Consider the following 20,229-nt stretch of genomic DNA (forward strand, 5'->3'; position numbering starts at 1 on the left):
TAACGATCCGATCACCGATTGAGTTCAACCGCGTCGGAGCGCTGCCGTGCGGGTATCGACGCGCCGATCGCTGCTGGGACCCGAGCCGCAGTTGCGTGAAACCGTTGGCGAGGCATCGGGTTCCGCAGCGCGACGATACGACCCGCTCGGTGGGGCCGAATTTAGAGGGATAGCCGCAATAGTTGTGGCGCAAACGTTTGGCTTGGCCGGCCTGCCGGCGACGCGTTAGCCTCAGCGGGATCGGCGCCCCTAGGCCGAGCCCGAACCCGAGGAGTGCGGGTGCTTTTCCGTCAACTGGAGTACTTCGTGGCCGTCGCCTCCGAGCGGCACTTCGCCCGGGCGGCCGAGAAATGCTTTGTCTCCCAGCCGGCGCTCTCGGCCGCGATCGCCAAGCTGGAACGGGAACTCAACGTCACGCTGATCAACCGCGGCCACAGCTTCGAAGGCCTCACGCCGGAGGGCGAGCGGTTGGTGGTGTGGGCCAGACGGATTCTCGCCGAACACGACGCGTTCAAGTCCGAAGTGGACGCCGTGCGCTCGGGCATCACCGGAACCCTGCGCCTGGGCACCGTTCCCACCGCTTCCACGACCGCGTCGCTGGTGCTCTCGGCGTTCTGTTCGGCGCACCCATTGGTCAAGGTGCACATCTTCTCCCGGCTGGCGGCCACCGAACTGTACCGGCGCCTGCGCGAGTTCGAGATCGATGCCGCCATCGTGCACGCGACACCCGGTGAGGGCCCCGATGTGAACCTGGTTCCGCTGTACCAGGAGCGCTATGTGCTGTTGGCGCCCGCGGACATGCTGGGGTCCGGTGCGGCGACGCTGACCTGGCCGGCGGCCGCACAGCTCCCGCTGGCGTTGCTCAGCCCCGACATGCGTGATCGCCAGATCATCGACAGAGCGTTCGCCGACCACTCGATCGCGGTCAGTCCGCAGGTCGAAACAGATTCCGTGGCATCGTTATTCGCGCAGGTATCGGCGGGCAACTGGGCGTCCATCGTGCCGCACACGTGGCTGTGGACCTCGCCGCTTGGGCCGGCCATCCGGGCGATCGAATTGGTCGATCCGGTGCTCAAAGCCGATGTCGCCCTGGCCATCAACTCCAGCGGGCCCGGATCGCCGATCGCGCGCGCTCTGGCCACGTCCGCCCGGCAGCTTTCGCTGGACGAGTTTTTCGGTGCGCAGTTGTTGGGCCTCAGCCGCCGGCGCTGACCGCGGCGGGCGATCGGGTGGCCCCGCTGGCCGGGTTCAGGTTCGACAAGTGCCCGCTTTCCACGCCGGCCGACGGGTCGAGTTCGCAGTCGATGAGCGACGGCGCCCCGGAGCCGATCGCTTCGGTCAGCGCCGCGCGCAGCTCCGACGGGGTGGTGGCGTGATATCCCTTGCCGCCGAACGCCTCCGCGAGCAGCTCGTGCCGGGCCCGGGCGTTCAGCACCGTAGGGGCAGGATCGGTGCCCGTCGCGGCCGTTCCCGGCGTGGACTCGTCGCCGCGGTAGACGCCCCCGTTGTTGAGAATGACCACGGTCACCGGCAGCCGGTAGCGGCAGATGGTCTCGATCTCCATGCCGCTGAAGCCGAATGCGCTGTCACCCTCGATCGCGACAACCGGCCTGCCGGTCTCGACCGCCGCGGCGATGGCATAACCCATCCCGATCCCCATCACGCCCCAGGTTCCCGTGTCCAGCCGGTGTCGTGGCAGCTCCATGTCGATGACATTGCGGGCCAGATCGAGCGCATTGGCTCCTTCGTTGACGACATACACGTCTCGGTTGTCCCGCAGCACGGTGCGAATCGCGCCGAGCGCGTTGTAAAACCGCATCGGGTGCGGGTTTTCGGCTAGGCGCTCGCGCATCTTGGCGTCGTTGCGTGCCGTGCGCTCGGCCAGCTCGCCGGCCCACTGCGGCAGCGCCGTGATCGGGTGGGCGGCCACGCCGTCACACAGCGCCGACATCACGGAGTCGATGTCGCCTACCAGCGGCGCCGCGATCTGCTGGTTGCTGTCGAACTCGGATGCGGCGACGTCGACCTGCACGAATTTGGCGTCCGGGCTCCATTGCGGTGACTCCCCGTGGCCCAGAAGCCAATTCAATCGTGCGCCGACCAGCAGGACTGCGTCGGCGCGCGAGATCGCCAGGGAACGGGCGGCCGCGACGGACTGCGGGTGCGAATCCGGCAGCAGCCCCTTGGCCATCGACATCGGCAGGAACGGGATCCCGGTCGCCTCGACGAACTTCCGAATGACGTTGTCGGCCTGGGCATACGCCGCGCCCTTGCCGAGCACGATCAACGGTCGCTGCGCCTGCGCCAGCACGCCCAGCGCACGATCAACCGCCTCGGGCGCCGGCAGCTGTCGGGGGGCGGGATCGATGACGCGCCAGACCGAGACCGCTGCGGCGTCGGCGTCCATGGCCTGCCCCAGAACTTCACCCGGGATGTCGAGGTAGACGCCGCCGGGCCGCCCGGAAACGGCGGTGCGGATGGCGCGGGCGACGCCGCGCCCGATGTCTTCGACCCGGTTGATCCGGTAGGCGGCCTTGGCGAACGGCCTCGCGGCGTTGAGCTGGTCGAGATCCTGGTAGTCGCCGCGCTGCAGATCCACCAGCGCCCGATTGCTGGAGCCCGAGATCTGGATCATCGGAAAGCAATTCGTCGTGGCATTCGCCAGCGCGGGCAAGCCATTGAGGAACCCGGGCCCGGAGGTCGTGAGGCACACACCGGGCCGCCGGGTGAGGAACCCGGCGGCGGCCGCGGCGTTGCCGGCCGCGGTCTCCTGGCGGAATCCGATGTAGCGGATTCCGGATGCCTGCGCGATGCGGGCGAGGTCGGTGATCGGGATGCCGACGATCCCGTAGATGGTGCCGATGTCGTTGGCTTTCAGCGCGTCCACGACGAGGTGAAACCCATCGATCTGGCGTGTCGGGCTGGGAGATGCCGAACCTGTGGACATGTGGCGACTCCTCGGATGCGTGCGGTACTGCCTTCGCCATCACTGTGACCCGGACGCCCACCAGGTGTCCAAGACGAGGCCACTATCCGGCGATTTACGTTGTCTATCGTTGCAGCTCAGTGCGTCGTCCCTGCGTGTCGATAGCCGCCGGTTATCGATTGTGAGCGAATCGATATTGGACGGACCAGAAAGCCGACCGGCAGGGTGGGCATCGGTAACAAGAGTGGAAGGAGTCCGGCGATGGGGTCAATTGACAGCCGCGAGGGGTCGACAGAATCCGCCAGCCCGCGCATCGCCGATCTGGTCGAGGGGACGGCACGCCGGTCGCCCAAGGCATGCGCGCTGGTGGTCACCGCCGAGCGCCTAGGTGTCAGCTATCGCGATCTGCTCCGGCTGGTCGACGACCTGGCCGGGCAGCTGAAGGCCGCGGGCTTGGTGGCCGGCGACCGGATCGCGCTGCGCGCCGGCAGTAACGCCGAATTCGTCGTCGGGCTGCTGGCGACGTCGCGTGCGGATCTCGTTGCGGTTCCGCTGGATCCGGCCCTGCCCCTCGCCGACCAGCGTGCCCGCAGCGCGGCGGTGGGCGCCCGGGCCGTGCTCGTCGACCGACCCGGCGACAGCGACTCGGCCGCACCCGACGGGGTCCCGTCGTGGCCGATCGCGGTGGCCGTCGGGTCTGACGGCACAGCCCCGGCGGTCAGCCTTGACGTCACCGCGGATCCCCCGCGGGACGTGTCGACTCCGGAGGGGCTGCGCGACGACGACGCCATGATCATGTTCACCGGCGGAACCACCGGTGTGCCCAAGATGGTTCCGTGGACACGGCACAACATCGCCCGTTCGGTGGCAGCCATCATCGCGGGCTACGGGCTGGGCTCGCGGGACGCGACGGTGGCGGTGATGCCGCTCTACCACGGCCACGGCCTGCTCGCCGCGCTGCTGGGCACCCTGGTGTCCGGGGGAGCGGTGTTGCTGCCGGCGCGTGGAAAGTTCTCGGCGCACACCTTCTGGGACGACATCGAGGCCGTCGGGGCCACCTGGTACACCGCCGTCCCGACGATCCATCAAATCTTGCTGGAGCGCGCCCGGACCGAGCAGCCGGGCGCCACGCACGCCCTGCGGTTCATCCGGAGTTGCAGCGCGCCGTTGACCGCCGAGACCGCGCAGGCGCTGCACGACACGTTCTCGGCGCCGGTGGTGTGCGCCTTCGGAATGACCGAGTCGACACACCAGGTGGCGACGACGCCCATCGGCGGTGCGGACGGAAGTGAAAACCCCGGTGCCACACCCGGACTCGTCGGCCGGTCGACCGGACCGGAAATACGGATAGTCGGGCCCGACGGCCAGGCGCTGCCGGCGGAGACGGTCGGCGAAGTCTGGCTGCATGGCCCGACCGTGGTGCGCGGCTACCTGGGCGACCCATCCATCACCGCCGCCAACTTCACCCAGGGCTGGTTGCACACCGGCGACCTGGGCACGCTGTCGACGGCCGGCGACCTCGTCATCCGCGGCCGCATCAAGGAGCTCATCAACCGCGGCGGGGAGAAGATTTCGCCGGAGCGCGTCGAGGGCATCCTGGCCACCCACCCCGACGTGCTGGAGGTGGGCGTGTTCGGCATGCCGGACGAGCTGTACGGCGAGACCGTGGCAGCGGTCATCGTCGCGCGCGGATCCGCTGCGCCGACGGCCGATGAACTGACGGCGTTTTGCCGTGACCGCCTGGCGCCCTTCGAGGTGCCCGCCGAGTTTCAGCAGACGGACGAGTTGCCGCATACGGCGAAAGGGTCGCTGGACCGGCGCGCGGTGGCGGAACAGTTCGGCCGCAAGGGGTGACGACTTTCAGACGGCCGCGTTCAGTCGGGCGGCCGCGGATTCCGGCATGGGTTCGTAGCGGGCGAACGACCGGGTGAACGACGCGGCCCCATGGGCCAGGGACCGCAGGTCGATGGCATAGCGGGTCAGCTCCACCTGCGGCACCTCGGCGTTGACGACGGTGCGCTCGTTGCCCGCGGTGTCGGACCCGAGCACCCGCCCGCGCCGGCTGGACAGGTCACCCATCACCGCACCGACGAAATCGTCGGGCACCAGCACCGAGATCTCGTCGATGGGCTCGAGCAGCGCCACCTTGGTCGCCGCCGCGGCCTCCCGCAGCGCCAGCGAACCCGCCATCTGGAATGCGAAGTCCGACGAGTCGACGCTGTGCGCCTTGCCGTCGAGCAGCGTGACCCGGATATCGACCACCGGGTAGCCCGCGTGCACGCCCTTCTCCATCTGGGCCCGCACGCCCTTCTCCACGCTCGGAATGAATTGTCGCGGCACCGCGCCGCCGACCACCTTGTCGACGAACTCGAACCCGGAACCTTCGGGTAATGGCTCCACCTCGATGTCGCATACCGCGTACTGACCGTGGCCGCCGGACTGCTTGACGTGCCGCCCGTGGCCTTTCGCCTTGCCGGCGAACGTTTCTCGCAGCGGGACGCGCAGTTCCACGGTGTCGACGGTGACGCCGTACCGGTTGGCCAAAGCCTCGAGCACCACGCCGGCGTGGGACTCGCCCATGCACCACAGCACGATCTGGTGGGTCTCCTGGTTCTGCTCGATCCGCAGCGTCGGGTCTTCGGCGGCCAACCGTCCCAGGCCCACCGATAGCTTGTCCTCGTCGGTCTTGGCGTGGGCCGCAATCGCGATCGGCAACAGCGGCTCGGGCATGGTCCAAGGCTTCAAGACCAACGGCTCCGACTTGTCCGAAAGTGTGTCACCCGTTTCCGCGCGGCTCAGTTTGCCGATCGCGCAGATGTCACCCGCCACCACCGAAGGCGCCGGTCGCTGCTGCTTGCCCAGCGGGAAGGACAGCACCCCGATGCGCTCGTCCTCGTCGTGGTCGGGATGCGAATGGCCACTGCCGTTGCCGCTGCCGAAGAACGACGCAAAGTGGCCCGACACATGAACCGTCGTGTCGGGCCTGATGGTCCCGGCGAATACCCGGACCAGGCTGACCCTGCCGACATACGGGTCCGACGTCGTCTTCACCACCTCCGCGAGCAACGGCGCGTCCGGGGAACACGTCAGGCTGGCGTGCGGGGCACCGACCTGCGTGAAGACCTCCGGCAGCGGGTGTTCCATCGGAGACGGGAAGCCGCGGGTGGCGACCTCCAGCAATTCCAGGGTGCCCACGCCGCTACTGCTGCAGGCCGGGATCACGGGGAAGAACGATCCCCGGGCGACAGCCCGCTCCAGATCCTGGATGAGCACGGATTCGTCGATGACCTCGCCCCCGAGGTAGCGCTCCATCAGCGACTCGTCCTCGGACTCCTCGATGATTCCTTCGATCAGGGCGCCACGCGCTTCCTCGATCTGATCGGCGTCGGAGGGGTCCGGCGGCTGCACGGTGCGTTTGCCGTCGGTGTATTCGTAGCGCGTCTGCGACAACAGGCCGATCAGGCCGTGGCAGGAGGGCAGGTCGGTGGGCAGGTAGAGCGGTAAAACCTTGTCGCCGAAGGCGTTCTGCGCGGCGACCAGCGCGTCGGAGTAATTCGCGCGGGTGTGGTCGAGCTTGGTGATCACCACGGCGCGGGGCATGCCGACCTGGTCGCATTCCTGCCACAGCGATTTGGTGGGCTGGTCGACGCCTTCGTTAGCCGCGATGACGAACAGTGCGCAGTCCGCGGCGCGGAGCCCGGCCCGCAATTCGCCGACGAAGTCGGCGTATCCGGGAGTGTCGACCAGGTTGACCTTGATGCCGTCGTGCGACAGGGATGCCACCGCGACGCCGACCGACCGTTGTTGGCGGATCTCGGCATCGTCGTAGTCGCAAACCGTACTGCCGTCGGCGACCGAGCCGCTCCGGGTCAGCACACCGGCGGCGACCAATAAGACTTCTACGAGTGTGGTTTTGCCGCCACCCGACGGGCCCACCAGCACCACGTTGCGGATTTCGTCGGGACCTTTGGCGGTAGGAGCGTTCCCCGCTCCTTGGGAAGCGTTTGTCCTGTCGGCCATGACTTTCCTCCAGGTTGCCCGGGCGCACCGTTGCTGAGCCGGCCAGCTCCTATCTAGCTACCATTCACCCAACTTCGGTCGACCACAAGACCGTCGGGCCAGATCAGCCGCCACGGCGGCGGGCGGCCCCGCCGGGTCGCCGCTCAGTAATGCCAGCTCGACCAACGCCGCACCGCGACCTCGATCACCGGGCCGTCCAGCGAAACCGATTCGTATTGAGGATATTTCGTGCGCAGTAGGCGGCGCCCGAGATCAAGCGTGTCGCCGTGGGTGTGGATGGTGGCGACGCCGTCGACGCGCACCCACCACAGCTGGGTCCAGTCGTCGGCGTAGTGATCGGCGAGCAGGGCCACCCGTGGATTGCTGTCGATGTTGGCCAGCCGCCGCAGCCGGCGCGTCGTTTTCGTCTTCGCGTCGACGGCGGTGTAGACCACGTCGGATCCGTCCCGGTCGTCTGCGGCGAGCGCGAAGACCACCGGTACCAGGTGCGGCAGGTTTCCGGGCGCGACCGTGGCCAGCCGGGCTACCCGGGCGCGGCCGAAGCTGGCCTTGGGGTCGAATTCGCCCACCGTGCCAGCTTAGGACGCGCGATGGTTAACGACCGCCTGGTCACGACCTCGCACATGCCGTGCATAGCTACCTGCATTACGGTTATATACACACACATGTGCCGCCAAGAGCCTGAGGCCGGGACAGTTTGTTCTCTACCGCGAAGCAGGAGGGTGACACCGATGGGCAAACCGCACCACCGCGGGGTCCTGTGGTCATGGTTGGTCAGCGTCCTGACCGTAATCGGACTGGGCCTCGGTCTGGGGTCCGGGGTGGGCCTCGCGCCGGCGTCCGCGTCACCGTCCAATCTGACGCTGGATCGGTTCACCGACCGGCCGCAAGCGCCACTCGACCCGTCGGCGATGGTCGGTCAGGTCGGGCCGCAGGTGGTCAACATCGACACCAAATTCGGCTACAACAACGCGGTGGGCGCGGGAACCGGCATCGTGATCGATCCCAACGGCGTGGTGCTGACCAACAATCACGTGATCTCCGGCGCCACCGACATCACCGGGTTCGCCGTCGGCAACGGCCAGAGCTATGCCGTTGACGTGGTGGGCTACGACCGCACGCAGGACATCGCGGTGTTGCAACTTCGCGGCGCCTCCGGCCTTCCCACCGCCGCGATCGGCGGCGCGGCCACGGTGGGGGAGCCCATCGTCGCGCTCGGCAACGTCGGTGGCCAGGGCGGCACGCCCAACGCGGTGACCGGCAAGGTCGTCGCGCTCAATCAGAGCGTCTCGGCGACCGACACGCTGACCGGCGCGCAAGAGAACCTGGGTGGCCTGATCCAGGCGGACGCCCCGATCAAGCCCGGTGACTCCGGCGGGCCCATGGTGAACAGCGCCGGCCAGGTGATCGGCGTGGACACCGCCGCCACCGACAGCTACAAGATGTCCGGCGGCCAAGGCTTTGCCATTCCCATCGGACGCGCGATGGGGGTGGCCGGGCAGATCCGGTCCGGCGCCGGTTCGAACACTGTTCACGTCGGCCCCACCGCCTTCCTCGGCCTGGGTGTGATGGACAACAACGGCAACGGCGCGCGGGTGGAACGGGTGGTTAGCACCGGTCCCGCCGCGGCCGCCGGGATCGCGCCCGGCGACGTCATCACCGGCGTCGACAATGTCGCGATCAACGGCGCGACGTCCATGACCGAGGTGCTCGTCCCGCATCACCCGGGGGACAACATCGCGGTGCACTACCGGTCCGGCAGCGGTGGCGATCACACCGCGAACATCACCCTGGCGGAGGGGCCGCCGGCCTGACATCCGCACCGACGGGACCGGGCCGGCGGCCAAATCGTTTGCGACCGGGCGTGTTTCGGCGTAAACGTAGGGGCGTGATTTCGAAAGTGGCACCCAGGGTACCCGTGGCATCGTGGATTTGATGAACGACGCAAGAGAAGCTGTCGAGCACCATCCCGCGGGGGGCAGTCACGTCCAGGACGGCGTCGTGGAGCACCCCGACGCCGAGGATTTCAACAACGCCGCCGCGCTGCCCACCGACCCGACGTGGTTCAAGCACGCGGTGTTCTACGAGGTGCTGGTGCGGGCGTTCTTCGACGCCAACGCTGACGGCGCGGGTGACCTGCGCGGTCTGTTGGGGCGCCTCGACTACCTGCAGTGGCTGGGCATCGACTGCATCTGGCTACCGCCGTTCTACGACTCGCCCCTGCGCGACGGCGGGTACGACATCCGGGACTTCTACAAGGTGCTTCCCGAGTTCGGGACGGTCGAGGATTTCGTCGCGCTGCTCAACGCCGCGCACGAGCGCGGTATCAGGGTAATCACCGACCTGGTGATGAACCACACCTCCGATTCACACCCCTGGTTTCAGGAGTCGCGGCACGACCCCGACGGCCCGTACGGCGACTTCTACGTATGGAGCGACACCGCCGAGAAGTACACCGACGCCCGGATCATCTTCATCGACACCGAAGAGTCGAACTGGACCTTCGACCCGGTGCGCAAGCAGTTCTACTGGCACCGGTTCTTCTCCCACCAGCCCGACCTGAACTACGACAACCCGGCAGTGCAGGAAGCCATGATCGACGTGCTCCGGTTCTGGCTCGAGCTGGGCATCGACGGTTTCCGCCTGGACGCGGTGCCCTACCTCTTCGAACGCGAGGGCACCAACTGCGAGAACCTGCCCGAGACGCACGCCTTCCTCAAACGCGTCCGCAAGGTCATCGACGATGAATTCCCCGGCCGGGTGCTGCTGGCCGAGGCCAACCAGTGGCCGGCCGACGTCGTCGAGTACTTCGGCGATGCCACCACCGGCGGCGACGAATGCCACATGGCGTTTCATTTCCCGTTGATGCCACGCATCTTCATGGCGGTGCGCCGGGAATCACGCTTCCCGATTTCGGAGATCCTGGCCCAGACGCCCGAGATCCCCGATATGGCGCAATGGGGGATCTTCCTGCGTAACCACGACGAGCTGACGCTGGAAATGGTCACCGACGAAGAGCGTGACTACATGTACTCCGAGTACGCCAAGGATCCGCGGATGAAGGCGAACGTCGGGATCCGCCGCAGGCTGGCACCGCTGCTGGATAACGACCGCAACCAGATCGAGCTGTTCACCGCGCTGCTGCTGTCGCTGCCCGGCTCGCCGGTGCTGTATTACGGCGACGAGATCGGCATGGGCGACGTGATCTGGCTGGGTGACCGCGACGGGGTGCGCACACCGATGCAGTGGACGCCGGACCGCAACGCGGGCTTCTCGAAGGCCAACCCGGGCCGGCTATATCTTCCGCCCAGCCAGGACTCGGTCTACGGCTATCAGGCGGTCAACGTCGAGGCCCAACGCGACACCTCCACGTCGTTGCTCAACTTCACCCGGACGATGCTGGCCGTACGGCGCCGCCACGAGGCCTTCGCGATCGGGACTTTCGAAGAACTGGGCGGCTCGAACCCGTCGGTGCTGGCTTTCGTGCGGCAGGTGTCCGAAGACGGCGACACGGTGCTGTGCGTCAACAACCTGTCGCGTTTCCCTCAGCCGATTGAACTGAATCTGCAGCATTGGAGCGGTTGCACGCCGGTCGAGCTGACCGGACAGGTGGAGTTTCCGCGCATCGGTCACCTGCCCTACCTGCTCACACTGCCGGGACACGGGTTCTACTGGTTCCAGCTGACCGGATGCGAGGAGGATTCATGATGAGGGCTCGCGCCGGCGACGATGCGGAGCGAAGCGATGAGGAGGAGTGGCGCCTATGACACAGCCGGCCAAGCTGCCCTGGTCTGAGTGGCTTCCACAGCAACGTTGGTACGCCGGACGCAACCGCGAACTGTCCGGCGCGGAGGCGAGCGTGGTCGTCCCGCTCGACGACGGCCTTGACCTGGTGCTCGTCGACGCCGACTACGTCGACGGCTCCCGGCACCGGTACCAGGTGATCGTGCGGTGGGATGCCGGCCCGGTCTCTGAATACAGCAACGTGGCCACCATCGGCGCCGCCGACGACCGGACCGGTTTCGACGCGATGTATGACGCCGATGCGCCGCGGTTTCTGCTCTCGCTGATCGACTCCTCCGCTTCGCGCAGCGCGTCGGGCACGGAGGTGAAGTTCACCAAGGAACCGGATGCGACGCTGCCGTTGGAGGCGATGGCGCACGTATCCGATGCGGAGCAGTCCAACACCAGCGTCATCTTCGACCGCGACGCGATCTTCAAGGTCTTCCGCCGGGTCAGCAGCGGCATCAACCCCGACATCGAGCTGAACCGAGTGCTGGGCCGGGCCGGCAACCCACACGTGGCGCGGCTGCTCGGGACCTACGAGATGACGGGTTCGGACGACGGCGCCGACACGGTATGGCCGCTGGGCATGGTGACCGAATTCGCCGCCAATTCCGCGGAGGGCTGGGCGATGGCCACTGCCAGCGTCCGCGACCTGTTCGCCGAGGGCGACCTGTATGCGTACGAGGTCGGCGGCGATTTCGCCGGTGAGTCCTACCGGCTCGGCGAGGCCGTCGCGTCGGTGCACGCCACCTTGGCCGAGACTCTGGGGACCTCGCAAGCCGCCTTCCCGGTGGACAACGTGCTGTCGCGGCTGTCGGCGACGGCGGCACTGGTTCCCGAGCTCAAGGAGCACGCGGCGGCGATCGAAGAGCGCTTCCAGAAGCTGGTTTCCGAGACGATCACCGTGCAGCGCATCCACGGTGATCTGCACCTTGGCCAGGTTCTGCGCACGCCCGAGCGCTGGTTGCTCATTGATTTCGAGGGCGAACCGGGCCAGCCGCTCGAGGAACGTCGTGCGCCCGACTCAGCGTTGCGAGACGTGGCCGGTGTGTTGCGGTCGTTCGAATACGCCGCCTACGGGCCGCTGGTCGATCACGCGGACGACAAGCAATTGGCGGCGCGCGCCCGGGAGTGGGTGGAGCGCAACCGGACTGCGTTCTGCGACGGCTACGCGGCCGCTTCCGGGATCGACCCGCGTGACTCGGCGCAGCTGCTCGCCGCCTACGAGCTGGACAAGGCCGTCTACGAGGCGGGCTACGAGGCGCGGCACCGGCCGGGCTGGCTGCCGATTCCGTTGCGCTCCATCGCTCGTCTCGCCGCCGCCTAGCGCCGGGTCGCTGCCATCAACCCAGCCCCTCGTCCGCTGCGCGCGCCGCGGCTGTCTGAAAGCATGTGCGTGTGCCGAGCGAGATAAACAACAGCGAGTCGCGATTGTCGTGGGTGTTGGCCGCGCTTGCGGGCGTGCTGGGGGCCACCGCTTTCACCCACTCCGCCGGCTACTTCGTGACGTTCATGACAGGCAACGCCCAGCGCGCGGTGCTCGGCTACTTCCGGGGCGACGTGCTGCTGTCGGTCACGGCAGGGACGTTGATCGTCTGCTTCGTCGCGGGCGTGGTGGTCGCCTCGGTCTGCCGGCGGCATTTCTGGGTGGCGCATCCGCACGGCCCGACGGTGCTGACGACGTTCAGCCTGGCGGCGGCCACCGTGGTCGATGTCATCGACGAGGGGTGGGAAGAGAATCTCCTCGACTTTGCACCAATCATGTTGGTGGCCTTCGGGATTGGGACTTTGAACACATCGTTCGTCAAGGACGGCGAGGTGTCGGTCCCGCTGAGCTACGTGACCGGCACGCTGGTGAAGATGGGCCAGGGTATCGAACGCCACATCGCGGGTGGATCGCCCGCGGACTGGCTGGGCTACTTCCTGCTGTTCGCCAGCTTTGCGATCGGCGCGACGGTGGGCGGCTTCATCAGCACGCTGGTCAACGGGACGTGGATGCTGGTGGTGGCCACCGTCGTGTGCGGGCTGACCACCGGTTACACGTACTTCCATTCCGATCGCCGGGCCCTGCTCGACGAGGCGTGAAAGAGCATCGGCAGTAGCGCTGACCGGTGCGCTACTGCCGATGCTGGCCTCGGCCTCAGGCCGCGGGAGGGTTAGCGGTGGGCGCGCTGACCGGTGCGGCGTTGACCGTGTTGAGGGTTTGCAGGATGTCGGGCTTCATGGCGACCAACTGCTGGTTCCAGTAGGGCCAGGAGTGCGTCCCGTTGGCCGGGAAGTTGAACACCCCGTTGCGTCCGCCCGCGGCCACGTAGTTGTTCTGGAACTGCTCGTTGGTGCGCAGCGTCATGCCTTCCAGGAATTTCGCCGGCATGTTGTCGCCGCCGAGGTCGCTGGGGGTGCCGTTACCGCAGTAGACCCAGACGCGGGTGTTGTTGGCGACCAGTCGCGGAATCTGGACCATCGGGTCGTTGCGCTTCCACGCGGGGTCGCTGGACGGGCCCCACATGCTATTGGCGTTGTAGCCGCCCGCGTCGTTCATCGCCAACCCGATCAGGGTGGGCCACCACCCCTCGGACGGGTTGAGGAAGCCCGACAGCGCGGCGGCGTAGGGGAACTGCTGGGGGTAGTAGGCCGCCAGGATCAGCGCGGAGCCGCCCGACATCGACAGGCCCACCGCCGCGTTGCCGGCCGGAGAGACCTGCTTGTTGGCCTGCATCCACAGCGGCATCTCCTGGGTCAGGAAGGTCTCCCACTTGTAGGTGTAGTTCTGCCCATTACCCGACGACGGCTGGTACCAGTTGCTGTAGAAGCTGGACTGGCCGCCGACCGGCATGATCACGGACAGGCCGGATTGGTAGAACTCCTCGAACGCGGGGGTGTTGATGTCCCAGCCGTTGTAATCGTCCTGCGCGCGTAGTCCATCGAGCAGGTAGACGGCGTGCGATCCGCCGCCCTGGAACTGGACCTTGATGTTGCGGCCCATCGACGGCGAGGGCACCTCGAGGTACTCCACCGGAAGGCCGGGCTTGGAGAAGGCCCCCGCGACAGGAGAGCCGCCGGAGGCCACCGCGAGACCGGACAGTAGGGAGGCGCCCATAGCCGCGATCGCCAGTCGGCGCGGCATGGTAGCCGCTGCGCCACGCAACTTTTCGAAGAACGACATAGCTCTCTTCCCATCCCAATTTTCATCTGCCGCGGGGTGCGGTCGAATCTGTTCTCGGGGAGTCAAACACAGCGAGAGCGCCGAATCCGGTTGTCGCGGCCGGGATGACAGATCGCGGTTAGCTAACGATTGAGCCTCGCCCAGAGATCGTCACGGTCGGGTCACCATCGCCTCTCGGAACCATGCGCCGACCTTGCGCCGCGAGAACGCATGCGCTAGACAGCCGCACCGCCTCAGGCGACCAGGCGACGTAAAAGCGTTGATGCCGTCACGATTCCGAGCACAGCAGCCGCCACCAGCACGACGATGTCCACGGGGTTGAACGGGGTGCCGATCAGCAGCCCGCGCAGCGCGTTCACCTCGTAACTGAGTGGGTTGACCTTGCTCAGCACGTGCAGCCAGGCGGGCATCACGTCGACCGGGTACAGCGCGTTGGACGCGAAGAACAGCGGCATGGTGATCGCTTGGCCGATCCCCATCAGGCGGTCGCGGTTGCGCACCAGACCGGCCAGGGTCATCGACAGGCAGGCGAAGAACGCGGCGCCGAGCATGACGATGGCCATCGCCGCCACGATCCGCAGCGGATTGACCGTCAGGCCGACACCCATCACATACGCCAGCGCCAGCACGCCGACCACCTGGGCCACCGAACGGACGCCGGCGGCAAACGCCTTGCCGGTGATCAGCGCCGACGCCGGCGCCGGGGTCACCATCAGTTTGGCCAGCACTCCGGCGTCTCGATCCCAAATGATCTGTATCCCATAGAAAATCGAGATGAACAGCGCCGACTGAGCGATGATCCCCGGCGCCAGAAATGCCAGATACGAAACCGACCCGGTGGGGATGACATGCAGGTGGCTGAACGTGGTTCCGAAGATCAACAGCCACAGCGCGGGCTGCACCATCCGGGTGACGAGCTCGGTCCGGTCGTGTTGCAACTTCTGCAGTTCGACGATCGCGAATGCTCCGATGCGACTGGACAGCGCGCCGATTCGTTGCCATCCACGGGGGGCGCGGATCAGCTTCCCCGCCAACGCGTTATCAACCGACACGACGCGCCACCTTTCTGCTGGAACGGATTTCGCGGATGGACCCGTTGGCTTCCGATGGATCCTCGTCGTCCTCCAGGCCGGACGCGGCATAGTGGCGGAACACGTCCTCGAGGGTGGCCGACGGCGACACCGTCGCCTTCAACTTGTCGGGGGTACCGACGGCTCGCAACTGACCGCGGTGCATCAGTGCGACACGGTCGCACAGCGCGTCGGCCTCCTCCATGTAATGCGTTGTCAACAGCACGGTCATGCCGAACTGCGCCTGCATCTTTTGCTTTTGCACCTGCGCCCACACGCCGTCACGCGCGATGGGATCCAGGCCGACGGTTGGTTCGTCGAGCACCAGCAGCGACGGGCGGTTAACCAGCGCCTGCGCCACCTCGAGGCGGCGCACCATCCCGCCGGAGTACGACGACGCCAGCCGGTCGGCCACCTCGATGAGATCCATGGCCGCCAGCGCCTGGTCGACGCGGTCGGCGCGCTCGCCGCGGGGCACGCCGTACAACCGCGCGAACCAAGCCACATTCTGCCGGCCGGTGAGTGCGGGCTCGATCGAAAGCTGTTGCGGCACATAGCCGATATTGCTTCTGATGTCGGTGGTTTGGCGGCGCGCGTCCAGTCCGAAAATGCGCAGTTCGCCATGCTGTACGGGGGCCAGCGTGGTCAGCATCCGGACCATGGACGTCTTACCGGCCCCGTTGGGCCCCAGCAGGCCCATCGTTTCTCCGGGCCGCACCTGCAACGTCACGTCGTCGACGGCGGTGAATTGGCCATAGCGATAGGTCAGGTTCCGGCCGTCGACCGCCATCGGCAACGATCCGCTCATGATCGCCGCTCCTGCAATTTTCGGGTCATCGTGTCGAGGACCTCCAATCCCTTCGTCAAAGACTCGATTTGGTCGTCGTCGAGTTCGTCGATCACCGCGGACAGCAGTGCCCGTCGGGTGGCGCGGGATGCGTCGACGATCTGCTGGGCGGGCTCGGCGAGCCGGAGTTGGCAGACCCGGCGGTCGGTGTCTCCCGCCGTCCGCAACAACAACCCGCCGGACACCAGCTTGGTGACGAGCGTCGAGGCGGTGTTGGGCACCAGCCCGAGTTCGGCCGCCGCAGCGCTGACCGAAATCCCGGGCCTGCGCCCGACCAGCCACAACAGCTCCGATTGAGACTCGGAAATCCGCGACGAATCGAACCCACGCCCGGCCGACCTGCGGAGTTGCCGGCGAAACCTGCCGACCACGCCGAACAGCTCGCCTGCCACATCAGTACGCGATTCCATATGCAGCCATAATACCTCTGTAGCCGAGCTATCTATGTGTGGAAGCTATGTATCAGGTATGTACCCGCTACCTGGGAAGGCGATGCAGCTCGACGTCGGTCAGCTCGCGGTTGTGGATGCGCGCGGTCATGTAGGAGCAGAACGGTTGCCGCCGGCGGTCGGTCGGCGACCCGGGATTGAGCAGGCGCAACCCGGTCTCGGTGGTGGTGTCCCAGGGTATGTGGCTGTGCCCGAAGACCAGCACCTGACTGTCGGGGTAGAGCCGTGACATCCGGGCGTCGCGCCCGCTCGCGGCGCCGGTCTCGTGCACGACGGTGAATCGCACACCGGCCAGCGTCACGTCCGCGCGTTCGGGCAGCCGCGCCCGCAGGGCCGGGCCGTCGTTGTTACCCCAGCAGCCCACCAACCGGTCTGCCCGCGCCTCGAGCTCGTCGAGGAATTCCGGCGCTATCCAGTCACCGGCGTGGACGACGACGTCGGCGGCGGCCACTTCGTTCCAGACCGACGCAGGCAGGTCGCGGGCCCGTTTGGGGATGTGGGTATCGGCAATCAGCAGCAGCCTCACCGCCCCATCTTGCGCCCGTGATCGTCATCTCGGTGACGGAGCCGCAAGCCGATCGGGTTCGCTGCGTGCCCGGTCCGCCTCCTCACCCCGCAGCAGCGATCGAACGAGCCGCCGCGATCCGAAGGGCCGGAGCATGTAGCTGGCCGGCCGTCGCCGCACCCGTATCGGCCACCAGAACCAACGCCCGAGCAGGGCCGCGATCGAGGGCGTCATCAACGAACGCACAATCAGCGTGTCGAACAGCAGGCCGAGGCCAATCGTGCTGCCGGCCTGGCCGATCGAGCGCAGATCGCTGGCGACCATCGACATCATCGTGAAGGCGAACACCAGACCCGCAGAGGTGACGACGCCACCGGTCTCGCCCATCGAGCGGATGATCCCGGTCTTCAACCCCGCGCCGATCTCTTCCTGGAACCTCGATACCAGCAGCAGGTTGTAGTCGGATCCGACGGCCAGCAGAATGATCAACCCGAACACCGGTGCGATCCAGTTCAATTCGAGGCCCAAGAGGTGTTGCCACACCAGGACTGAGAGGCCGAAGGCGGCGCCCAGTGACAGCAGCACCGTGCCGACGATCACCAGCGACGCGACCAGTGCGCGCGTGATGATCAGCATGACGACGAAGATCAGCGTCAGCGCCGCGAGTCCCACGATCAGCAGGTCGTAATGGGAGCCCGACTGGATGTCGCGGTAGATGGCCGCCGTCCCGGCGAGGTAGAACTTGGCCCCGGTCAGGGTCGTTCCCTTCACCGCTTGATGCGCCGCGGCCAGTGCGGGCATGACCGCGGAGATGCCGGCCGGCGTGGCCGGGTCCGCCTCATGGGTGATGATGAAGCGCGCGGCCTTACCGTCAGGTGACAGGAAAAGCTTCAGGCCGCGCTGAAAGTCGGGATTCTGGAACGCTTCCGGCGGCAGGTAGAAGTAGTCGCCACCACGCGAGGCGTCGAAGGCCTGACCCATCGCGCTGGCCGTGTCGGTCATTTGGGACATTTGCGTGATCAGGCCGGAGAAGCTGCTGTGCATGGTGAGCAGCGTCCCCTGCATGGATTTGGCGACGGCGATGATCGGCGGGAACTCGGCCAGTATCTGCGGCAATATCGCGTCGACGTTGTTCACGTCCTTGATCAGCGTGCTCATGTTCTCGCTGAACTTGTCCACACCGTCAATCGCCTCGAACACCGATCTCGACGCCCAGCACACCGGGATGTTGAAGCAGTGCTGCTCCCAGTACAGGTAGCTGCGGAACGGCCGCGCGAAGTCGTCGAAATCCGCCAGGTGGTCCCGCATCTCGTCCAAAGTGGCTTGCATCTCGTGCATGTCGCCGACCATGCGGTGGGTCGCGCCGCTCATCTGCCCGAGCAGGCCCTGCATCCGCTGCATCGAGGTGATCATGGCGCCGAGGTCGTCGCTCATCTTGAGCATGTCGTCCGAACGGTCCTTCATGAACTGAATGTTCTGCCGGATCGGAATCGCTTGCGCACTGATCTGGAACGGTATGGACGTGTGCTCGATCGGGCCACCCAGCGGACGGGTGATGCTCTGCACCATCGCGATTCCGGGCGACGCGAAGATGTTCTTGGCGATCCGATCCAGGATGATCATGTCGCCGCTGTTGCGCATGTCGTGGTCGCTTTCGACCATGAGGATGTCGGGATTCATTGTGGCGGGGCTGAAATGGCGCTCGGCGGCCGCATAGCCGACGTTCGACGGCAGGTTGTGGGGAATGTAGAAGCGGTCGTTGTAGCTGACCTTCATGCTCGGCATGATCAGGATGCCGACGATCGCGATGAGCAGAGAGGCCGCGAACACCGGACCGGGCCAGCGGACGGTGGCGGTACCGATGCGGCGCCACCCCCGCGTCTTGATCATCCGTCTCGGGTCGAGCAAGCCGAAGCGGGTGGCCACCGCAACGACGGCGGGGGCCGCGGTCATCGCTCCCGCCACGACGACGAGCAACCCCAGGGCGGACGGGATGCCGAGCGCCTTGAAGTAGGAAAGGCGCGCCAGGTGCAGGCAGAACGTGGCCCCGGCGATGGTCAACCCGGAGCCTAAAATGATGTGTGAGGTTCCGCGAAACATCGTGTAGTAGGCGGTTTCTCGATCTTGGCCGGCCTGACGCGCCTCCTGGTAACGCCCGATGAGAAAGATCGCGTAATCGGTTCCCGCCGCGATCGCCAGCGACGACAGCATCGCGACGACAAACGTTGAGAACCCCAACAACTCGTTGTTCCCGAGTAGCGCGACAAGCCCTCTGGCCGTGCCCATTTCGAACCCGACCATGACGAGAACCAGAAGCACCGTGCTGATGGATCGATAGGCGATGAACAGCATGATCATGATGACCACGCCCGTGACGCCCATCATCTTGAACATGCTCTTGTCGGCGGCCTCGTTCATGTCCGTGTTCAGCGGGGCCGGACCGGTGACGTAGACCTTGAGCCCTTTGGGGGGCTCCGACTTGTCGACGATCTCGCGCACCGCGTCGACGGACTTGTTGCCCAGGGTGCTGCCCTGGTCGCCGGCCAGGTTGAGTTGGACGTACGCGGCTTTGCCGTCGCGGCTCTGAACACCGGCGGCGGTAAGTGGATCTCCCCACACGTTCTGAACGTGCTGCACGTGCTTGGTGTCGGCCTGCAGCTTGCTTACCAGGCCGTCGTGGTAGCGGCGCGCCGCGTCACCGAGCGGGCTGCTGCTCTCCAGGACGATCATCGCGATGCTGTCCGAGTTCGACTCGTGGAATGTCGAGCCGATGCGCTTGGCGGCGATCATCGCCGGTGCGTCTTGCGGTGACATCGTCACCGCGTGGTTGCGCGCGACCGACTCGATCGGCGGCACCAGCACATTGAGGGCGACGGTCAGTAGTAACCATCCGATGATGATCGGCCACGCGAACCTGTGGACGAACCGCATGAACCTCGGACGGGCGTAAGTGTCGGTGTCGGTGCTCATCCGGCTTTGACCAGACAGGAAGTTTGGGCGTGCCGCCCGGTCGAGGATCGCTCGTCCTTGAGCTCGCCGTTGACGGTGATGCGGCACCCGATGTCGTCGCTGTTGCCCTGGGCCACCAGGCTGGCGATCACCGCCGGCACGGTGGTCGTAATGGTGAAGGTCCACGGCAGGGTGGTGAAGTTCACCTGCTTCGGCTGCGCGTCGTTGTCAAGGTAGTTCGCGCTTCCGGTTGTGCCGCTGGGTCCGAAGACCTCATAAGTCACCCGCTTGACGTGCGAGGCCTCGAGCGGCTCGGCGCTGGTGCCGGTTGCAGTGAAGATCGCGTCGGAGCCGAACACACCGCGGAGCCGGTCGACGGCGATGGCGCCGAGGGCGACCGCCGCGACGACGACGAGCGGCACCCAAGCCCGTTTGAGAAACGTGGACATTGAGTTTCCTTTCGCTCGTGACCTGGTCTTTCTGGTACGGAGTCTCGACCCGCATCGGCGCA

Annotated in this window: 16 protein-coding genes; 6 read left to right on the plus strand and 10 right to left on the minus strand. The window is 66.6% G+C overall.

Annotated elements, in window-relative coordinates:
- Window positions 1–279: 279 nt before the first annotated feature.
- On the plus strand, window positions 280–1,212 hold the full coding sequence (locus AC5Y4H_RS11140) for a LysR family transcriptional regulator (RefSeq protein WP_499981420.1): 933 nt from the start codon (window positions 280–282) through the stop codon (window positions 1,210–1,212).
- Here AC5Y4H_RS11140 and oxc read toward each other — a convergent pair.
- Window positions 1,196–2,947, minus strand: coding sequence for an oxalyl-CoA decarboxylase (gene oxc, locus AC5Y4H_RS11145; protein WP_499981421.1), 1,752 nt, complete (start codon window positions 2,945–2,947; stop codon window positions 1,196–1,198). The two genes, AC5Y4H_RS11140 and oxc, sit on opposite strands and share 17 nt — an antisense overlap.
- A gap of 240 nt (window positions 2,948–3,187) precedes the next feature.
- On the opposite strand from oxc, the gene AC5Y4H_RS11150 reads away from it, so the two are divergent.
- Window positions 3,188–4,780, plus strand: a complete 1,593-nt coding sequence (locus AC5Y4H_RS11150; protein WP_499981423.1) for a FadD7 family fatty acid--CoA ligase — start codon at window positions 3,188–3,190, stop codon at window positions 4,778–4,780.
- Window positions 4,781–4,786: 6 nt separating this feature from the next.
- Here the strand turns inward: AC5Y4H_RS11150 and AC5Y4H_RS11155 are convergent, their stop codons facing one another.
- Entirely contained in the window at window positions 4,787–6,946 is a 2,160-nt protein-coding gene (locus tag AC5Y4H_RS11155) for an elongation factor G-like protein EF-G2 (protein ID WP_499981425.1), read from the minus strand.
- A 143-nt stretch (window positions 6,947–7,089) separates the two neighbouring features.
- A complete protein-coding gene (locus AC5Y4H_RS11160; RefSeq protein WP_499981427.1) occupies window positions 7,090–7,515 on the minus strand; it encodes a TIGR03668 family PPOX class F420-dependent oxidoreductase in 426 nt (141 codons plus the stop codon).
- A 162-nt stretch (window positions 7,516–7,677) separates the two neighbouring features.
- On the opposite strand from AC5Y4H_RS11160, the gene AC5Y4H_RS11165 reads away from it, so the two are divergent.
- The 4 genes from AC5Y4H_RS11165 (at window position 7,678) to AC5Y4H_RS11180 (ending at window position 12,817) form a co-directional block, all read left to right on the plus strand.
- A complete protein-coding gene (locus tag AC5Y4H_RS11165; RefSeq protein ID WP_499981430.1) occupies window positions 7,678–8,760 on the plus strand; it encodes a S1C family serine protease in 1,083 nt (360 codons plus the stop codon).
- Between the two features lie 121 nt (window positions 8,761–8,881).
- The gene (treS, locus tag AC5Y4H_RS11170) at window positions 8,882–10,654 is read left to right on the plus strand and encodes a maltose alpha-D-glucosyltransferase (protein ID WP_499981433.1); all 1,773 of its coding nucleotides are present in this window, start codon (window positions 8,882–8,884) and stop codon (window positions 10,652–10,654) included.
- A gap of 55 nt (window positions 10,655–10,709) precedes the next feature.
- Window positions 10,710–12,059 (plus strand): maltokinase N-terminal cap-like domain-containing protein, encoded by a 1,350-nt coding sequence (locus AC5Y4H_RS11175; RefSeq protein ID WP_499981435.1) that lies wholly within the window; start codon window positions 10,710–10,712, stop codon window positions 12,057–12,059.
- Window positions 12,060–12,130: 71 nt separating this feature from the next.
- Entirely contained in the window at window positions 12,131–12,817 is a 687-nt protein-coding gene (locus tag AC5Y4H_RS11180; RefSeq protein ID WP_499981437.1) for a YoaK family protein, read from the plus strand.
- Window positions 12,818–12,872: 55 nt separating this feature from the next.
- Here AC5Y4H_RS11180 and ag85C read toward each other — a convergent pair whose 3' ends face one another.
- From ag85C to AC5Y4H_RS11215, 7 genes are all read right to left on the minus strand, one after another.
- Complete coding sequence (ag85C, locus tag AC5Y4H_RS11185) at window positions 12,873–13,898, minus strand: diacylglycerol acyltransferase/mycolyltransferase Ag85C (protein WP_499981439.1); 1,026 nt, start codon at window positions 13,896–13,898, stop codon at window positions 12,873–12,875.
- Between the two features lie 233 nt (window positions 13,899–14,131).
- A complete protein-coding gene (locus AC5Y4H_RS11190) occupies window positions 14,132–14,950 on the minus strand; it encodes an ABC transporter permease (RefSeq protein ID WP_499981441.1) in 819 nt (272 codons plus the stop codon).
- Window positions 14,940–15,776 carry an ATP-binding cassette domain-containing protein gene (locus AC5Y4H_RS11195; protein WP_499981442.1) on the minus strand — a complete coding sequence of 279 codons (837 nt, stop codon included), beginning with the start codon at window positions 15,774–15,776 and terminating at the stop codon, window positions 14,940–14,942. Before AC5Y4H_RS11195 ends, AC5Y4H_RS11190 begins: the two co-directional genes overlap by 11 nt.
- On the minus strand, window positions 15,773–16,225 hold the full coding sequence (locus AC5Y4H_RS11200; protein WP_499981444.1) for a MarR family winged helix-turn-helix transcriptional regulator: 453 nt from the start codon (window positions 16,223–16,225) through the stop codon (window positions 15,773–15,775). The genes AC5Y4H_RS11195 and AC5Y4H_RS11200 overlap by 4 nt, the downstream gene beginning before the upstream one ends.
- 67 nt (window positions 16,226–16,292) lie before the next feature.
- Complete coding sequence (locus AC5Y4H_RS11205; protein WP_499981446.1) at window positions 16,293–16,790, minus strand: metallophosphoesterase family protein; 498 nt, start codon at window positions 16,788–16,790, stop codon at window positions 16,293–16,295.
- A gap of 24 nt (window positions 16,791–16,814) precedes the next feature.
- Window positions 16,815–19,739, minus strand: a complete 2,925-nt coding sequence (locus AC5Y4H_RS11210; RefSeq protein ID WP_499981447.1) for an MMPL/RND family transporter — start codon at window positions 19,737–19,739, stop codon at window positions 16,815–16,817.
- Complete coding sequence (locus AC5Y4H_RS11215) at window positions 19,736–20,167, minus strand: MmpS family transport accessory protein (RefSeq protein ID WP_499981448.1); 432 nt, start codon at window positions 20,165–20,167, stop codon at window positions 19,736–19,738. Before AC5Y4H_RS11215 ends, AC5Y4H_RS11210 begins: the two co-directional genes overlap by 4 nt.
- Window positions 20,168–20,229 lie beyond the last annotated feature (62 nt).

The sequence above is a fragment of the Mycobacterium sp. NGS58 genome, from assembly GCF_059812385.1.

Coding starts and splice junctions, on each gene's coding strand:
- AC5Y4H_RS11215 (WP_499981448.1), bottom strand. CDS start 20,167: ATGTCCACGTTTCTCAAACGGGCTTGGGTGCCGCTCGTCGTCGTCGCG.
- AC5Y4H_RS11200 (WP_499981444.1), bottom strand. CDS start 16,225: ATGGAATCGCGTACTGATGTGGCAGGCGAGCTGTTCGGCGTGGTCGGC.
- AC5Y4H_RS11210 (WP_499981447.1), bottom strand. CDS start 19,739: ATGAGCACCGACACCGACACTTACGCCCGTCCGAGGTTCATGCGGTTC.
- ag85C (WP_499981439.1), bottom strand. CDS start 13,898: ATGTCGTTCTTCGAAAAGTTGCGTGGCGCAGCGGCTACCATGCCGCGC.
- AC5Y4H_RS11155 (WP_499981425.1), bottom strand. CDS start 6,946: ATGGCCGACAGGACAAACGCTTCCCAAGGAGCGGGGAACGCTCCTACC.
- treS (WP_499981433.1), top strand. CDS start 8,882: ATGAACGACGCAAGAGAAGCTGTCGAGCACCATCCCGCGGGGGGCAGT.
- AC5Y4H_RS11195 (WP_499981442.1), bottom strand. CDS start 15,776: ATGAGCGGATCGTTGCCGATGGCGGTCGACGGCCGGAACCTGACCTAT.
- AC5Y4H_RS11150 (WP_499981423.1), top strand. CDS start 3,188: ATGGGGTCAATTGACAGCCGCGAGGGGTCGACAGAATCCGCCAGCCCG.
- AC5Y4H_RS11165 (WP_499981430.1), top strand. CDS start 7,678: ATGGGCAAACCGCACCACCGCGGGGTCCTGTGGTCATGGTTGGTCAGC.
- oxc (WP_499981421.1), bottom strand. CDS start 2,947: ATGTCCACAGGTTCGGCATCTCCCAGCCCGACACGCCAGATCGATGGG.
- AC5Y4H_RS11175 (WP_499981435.1), top strand. CDS start 10,710: ATGACACAGCCGGCCAAGCTGCCCTGGTCTGAGTGGCTTCCACAGCAA.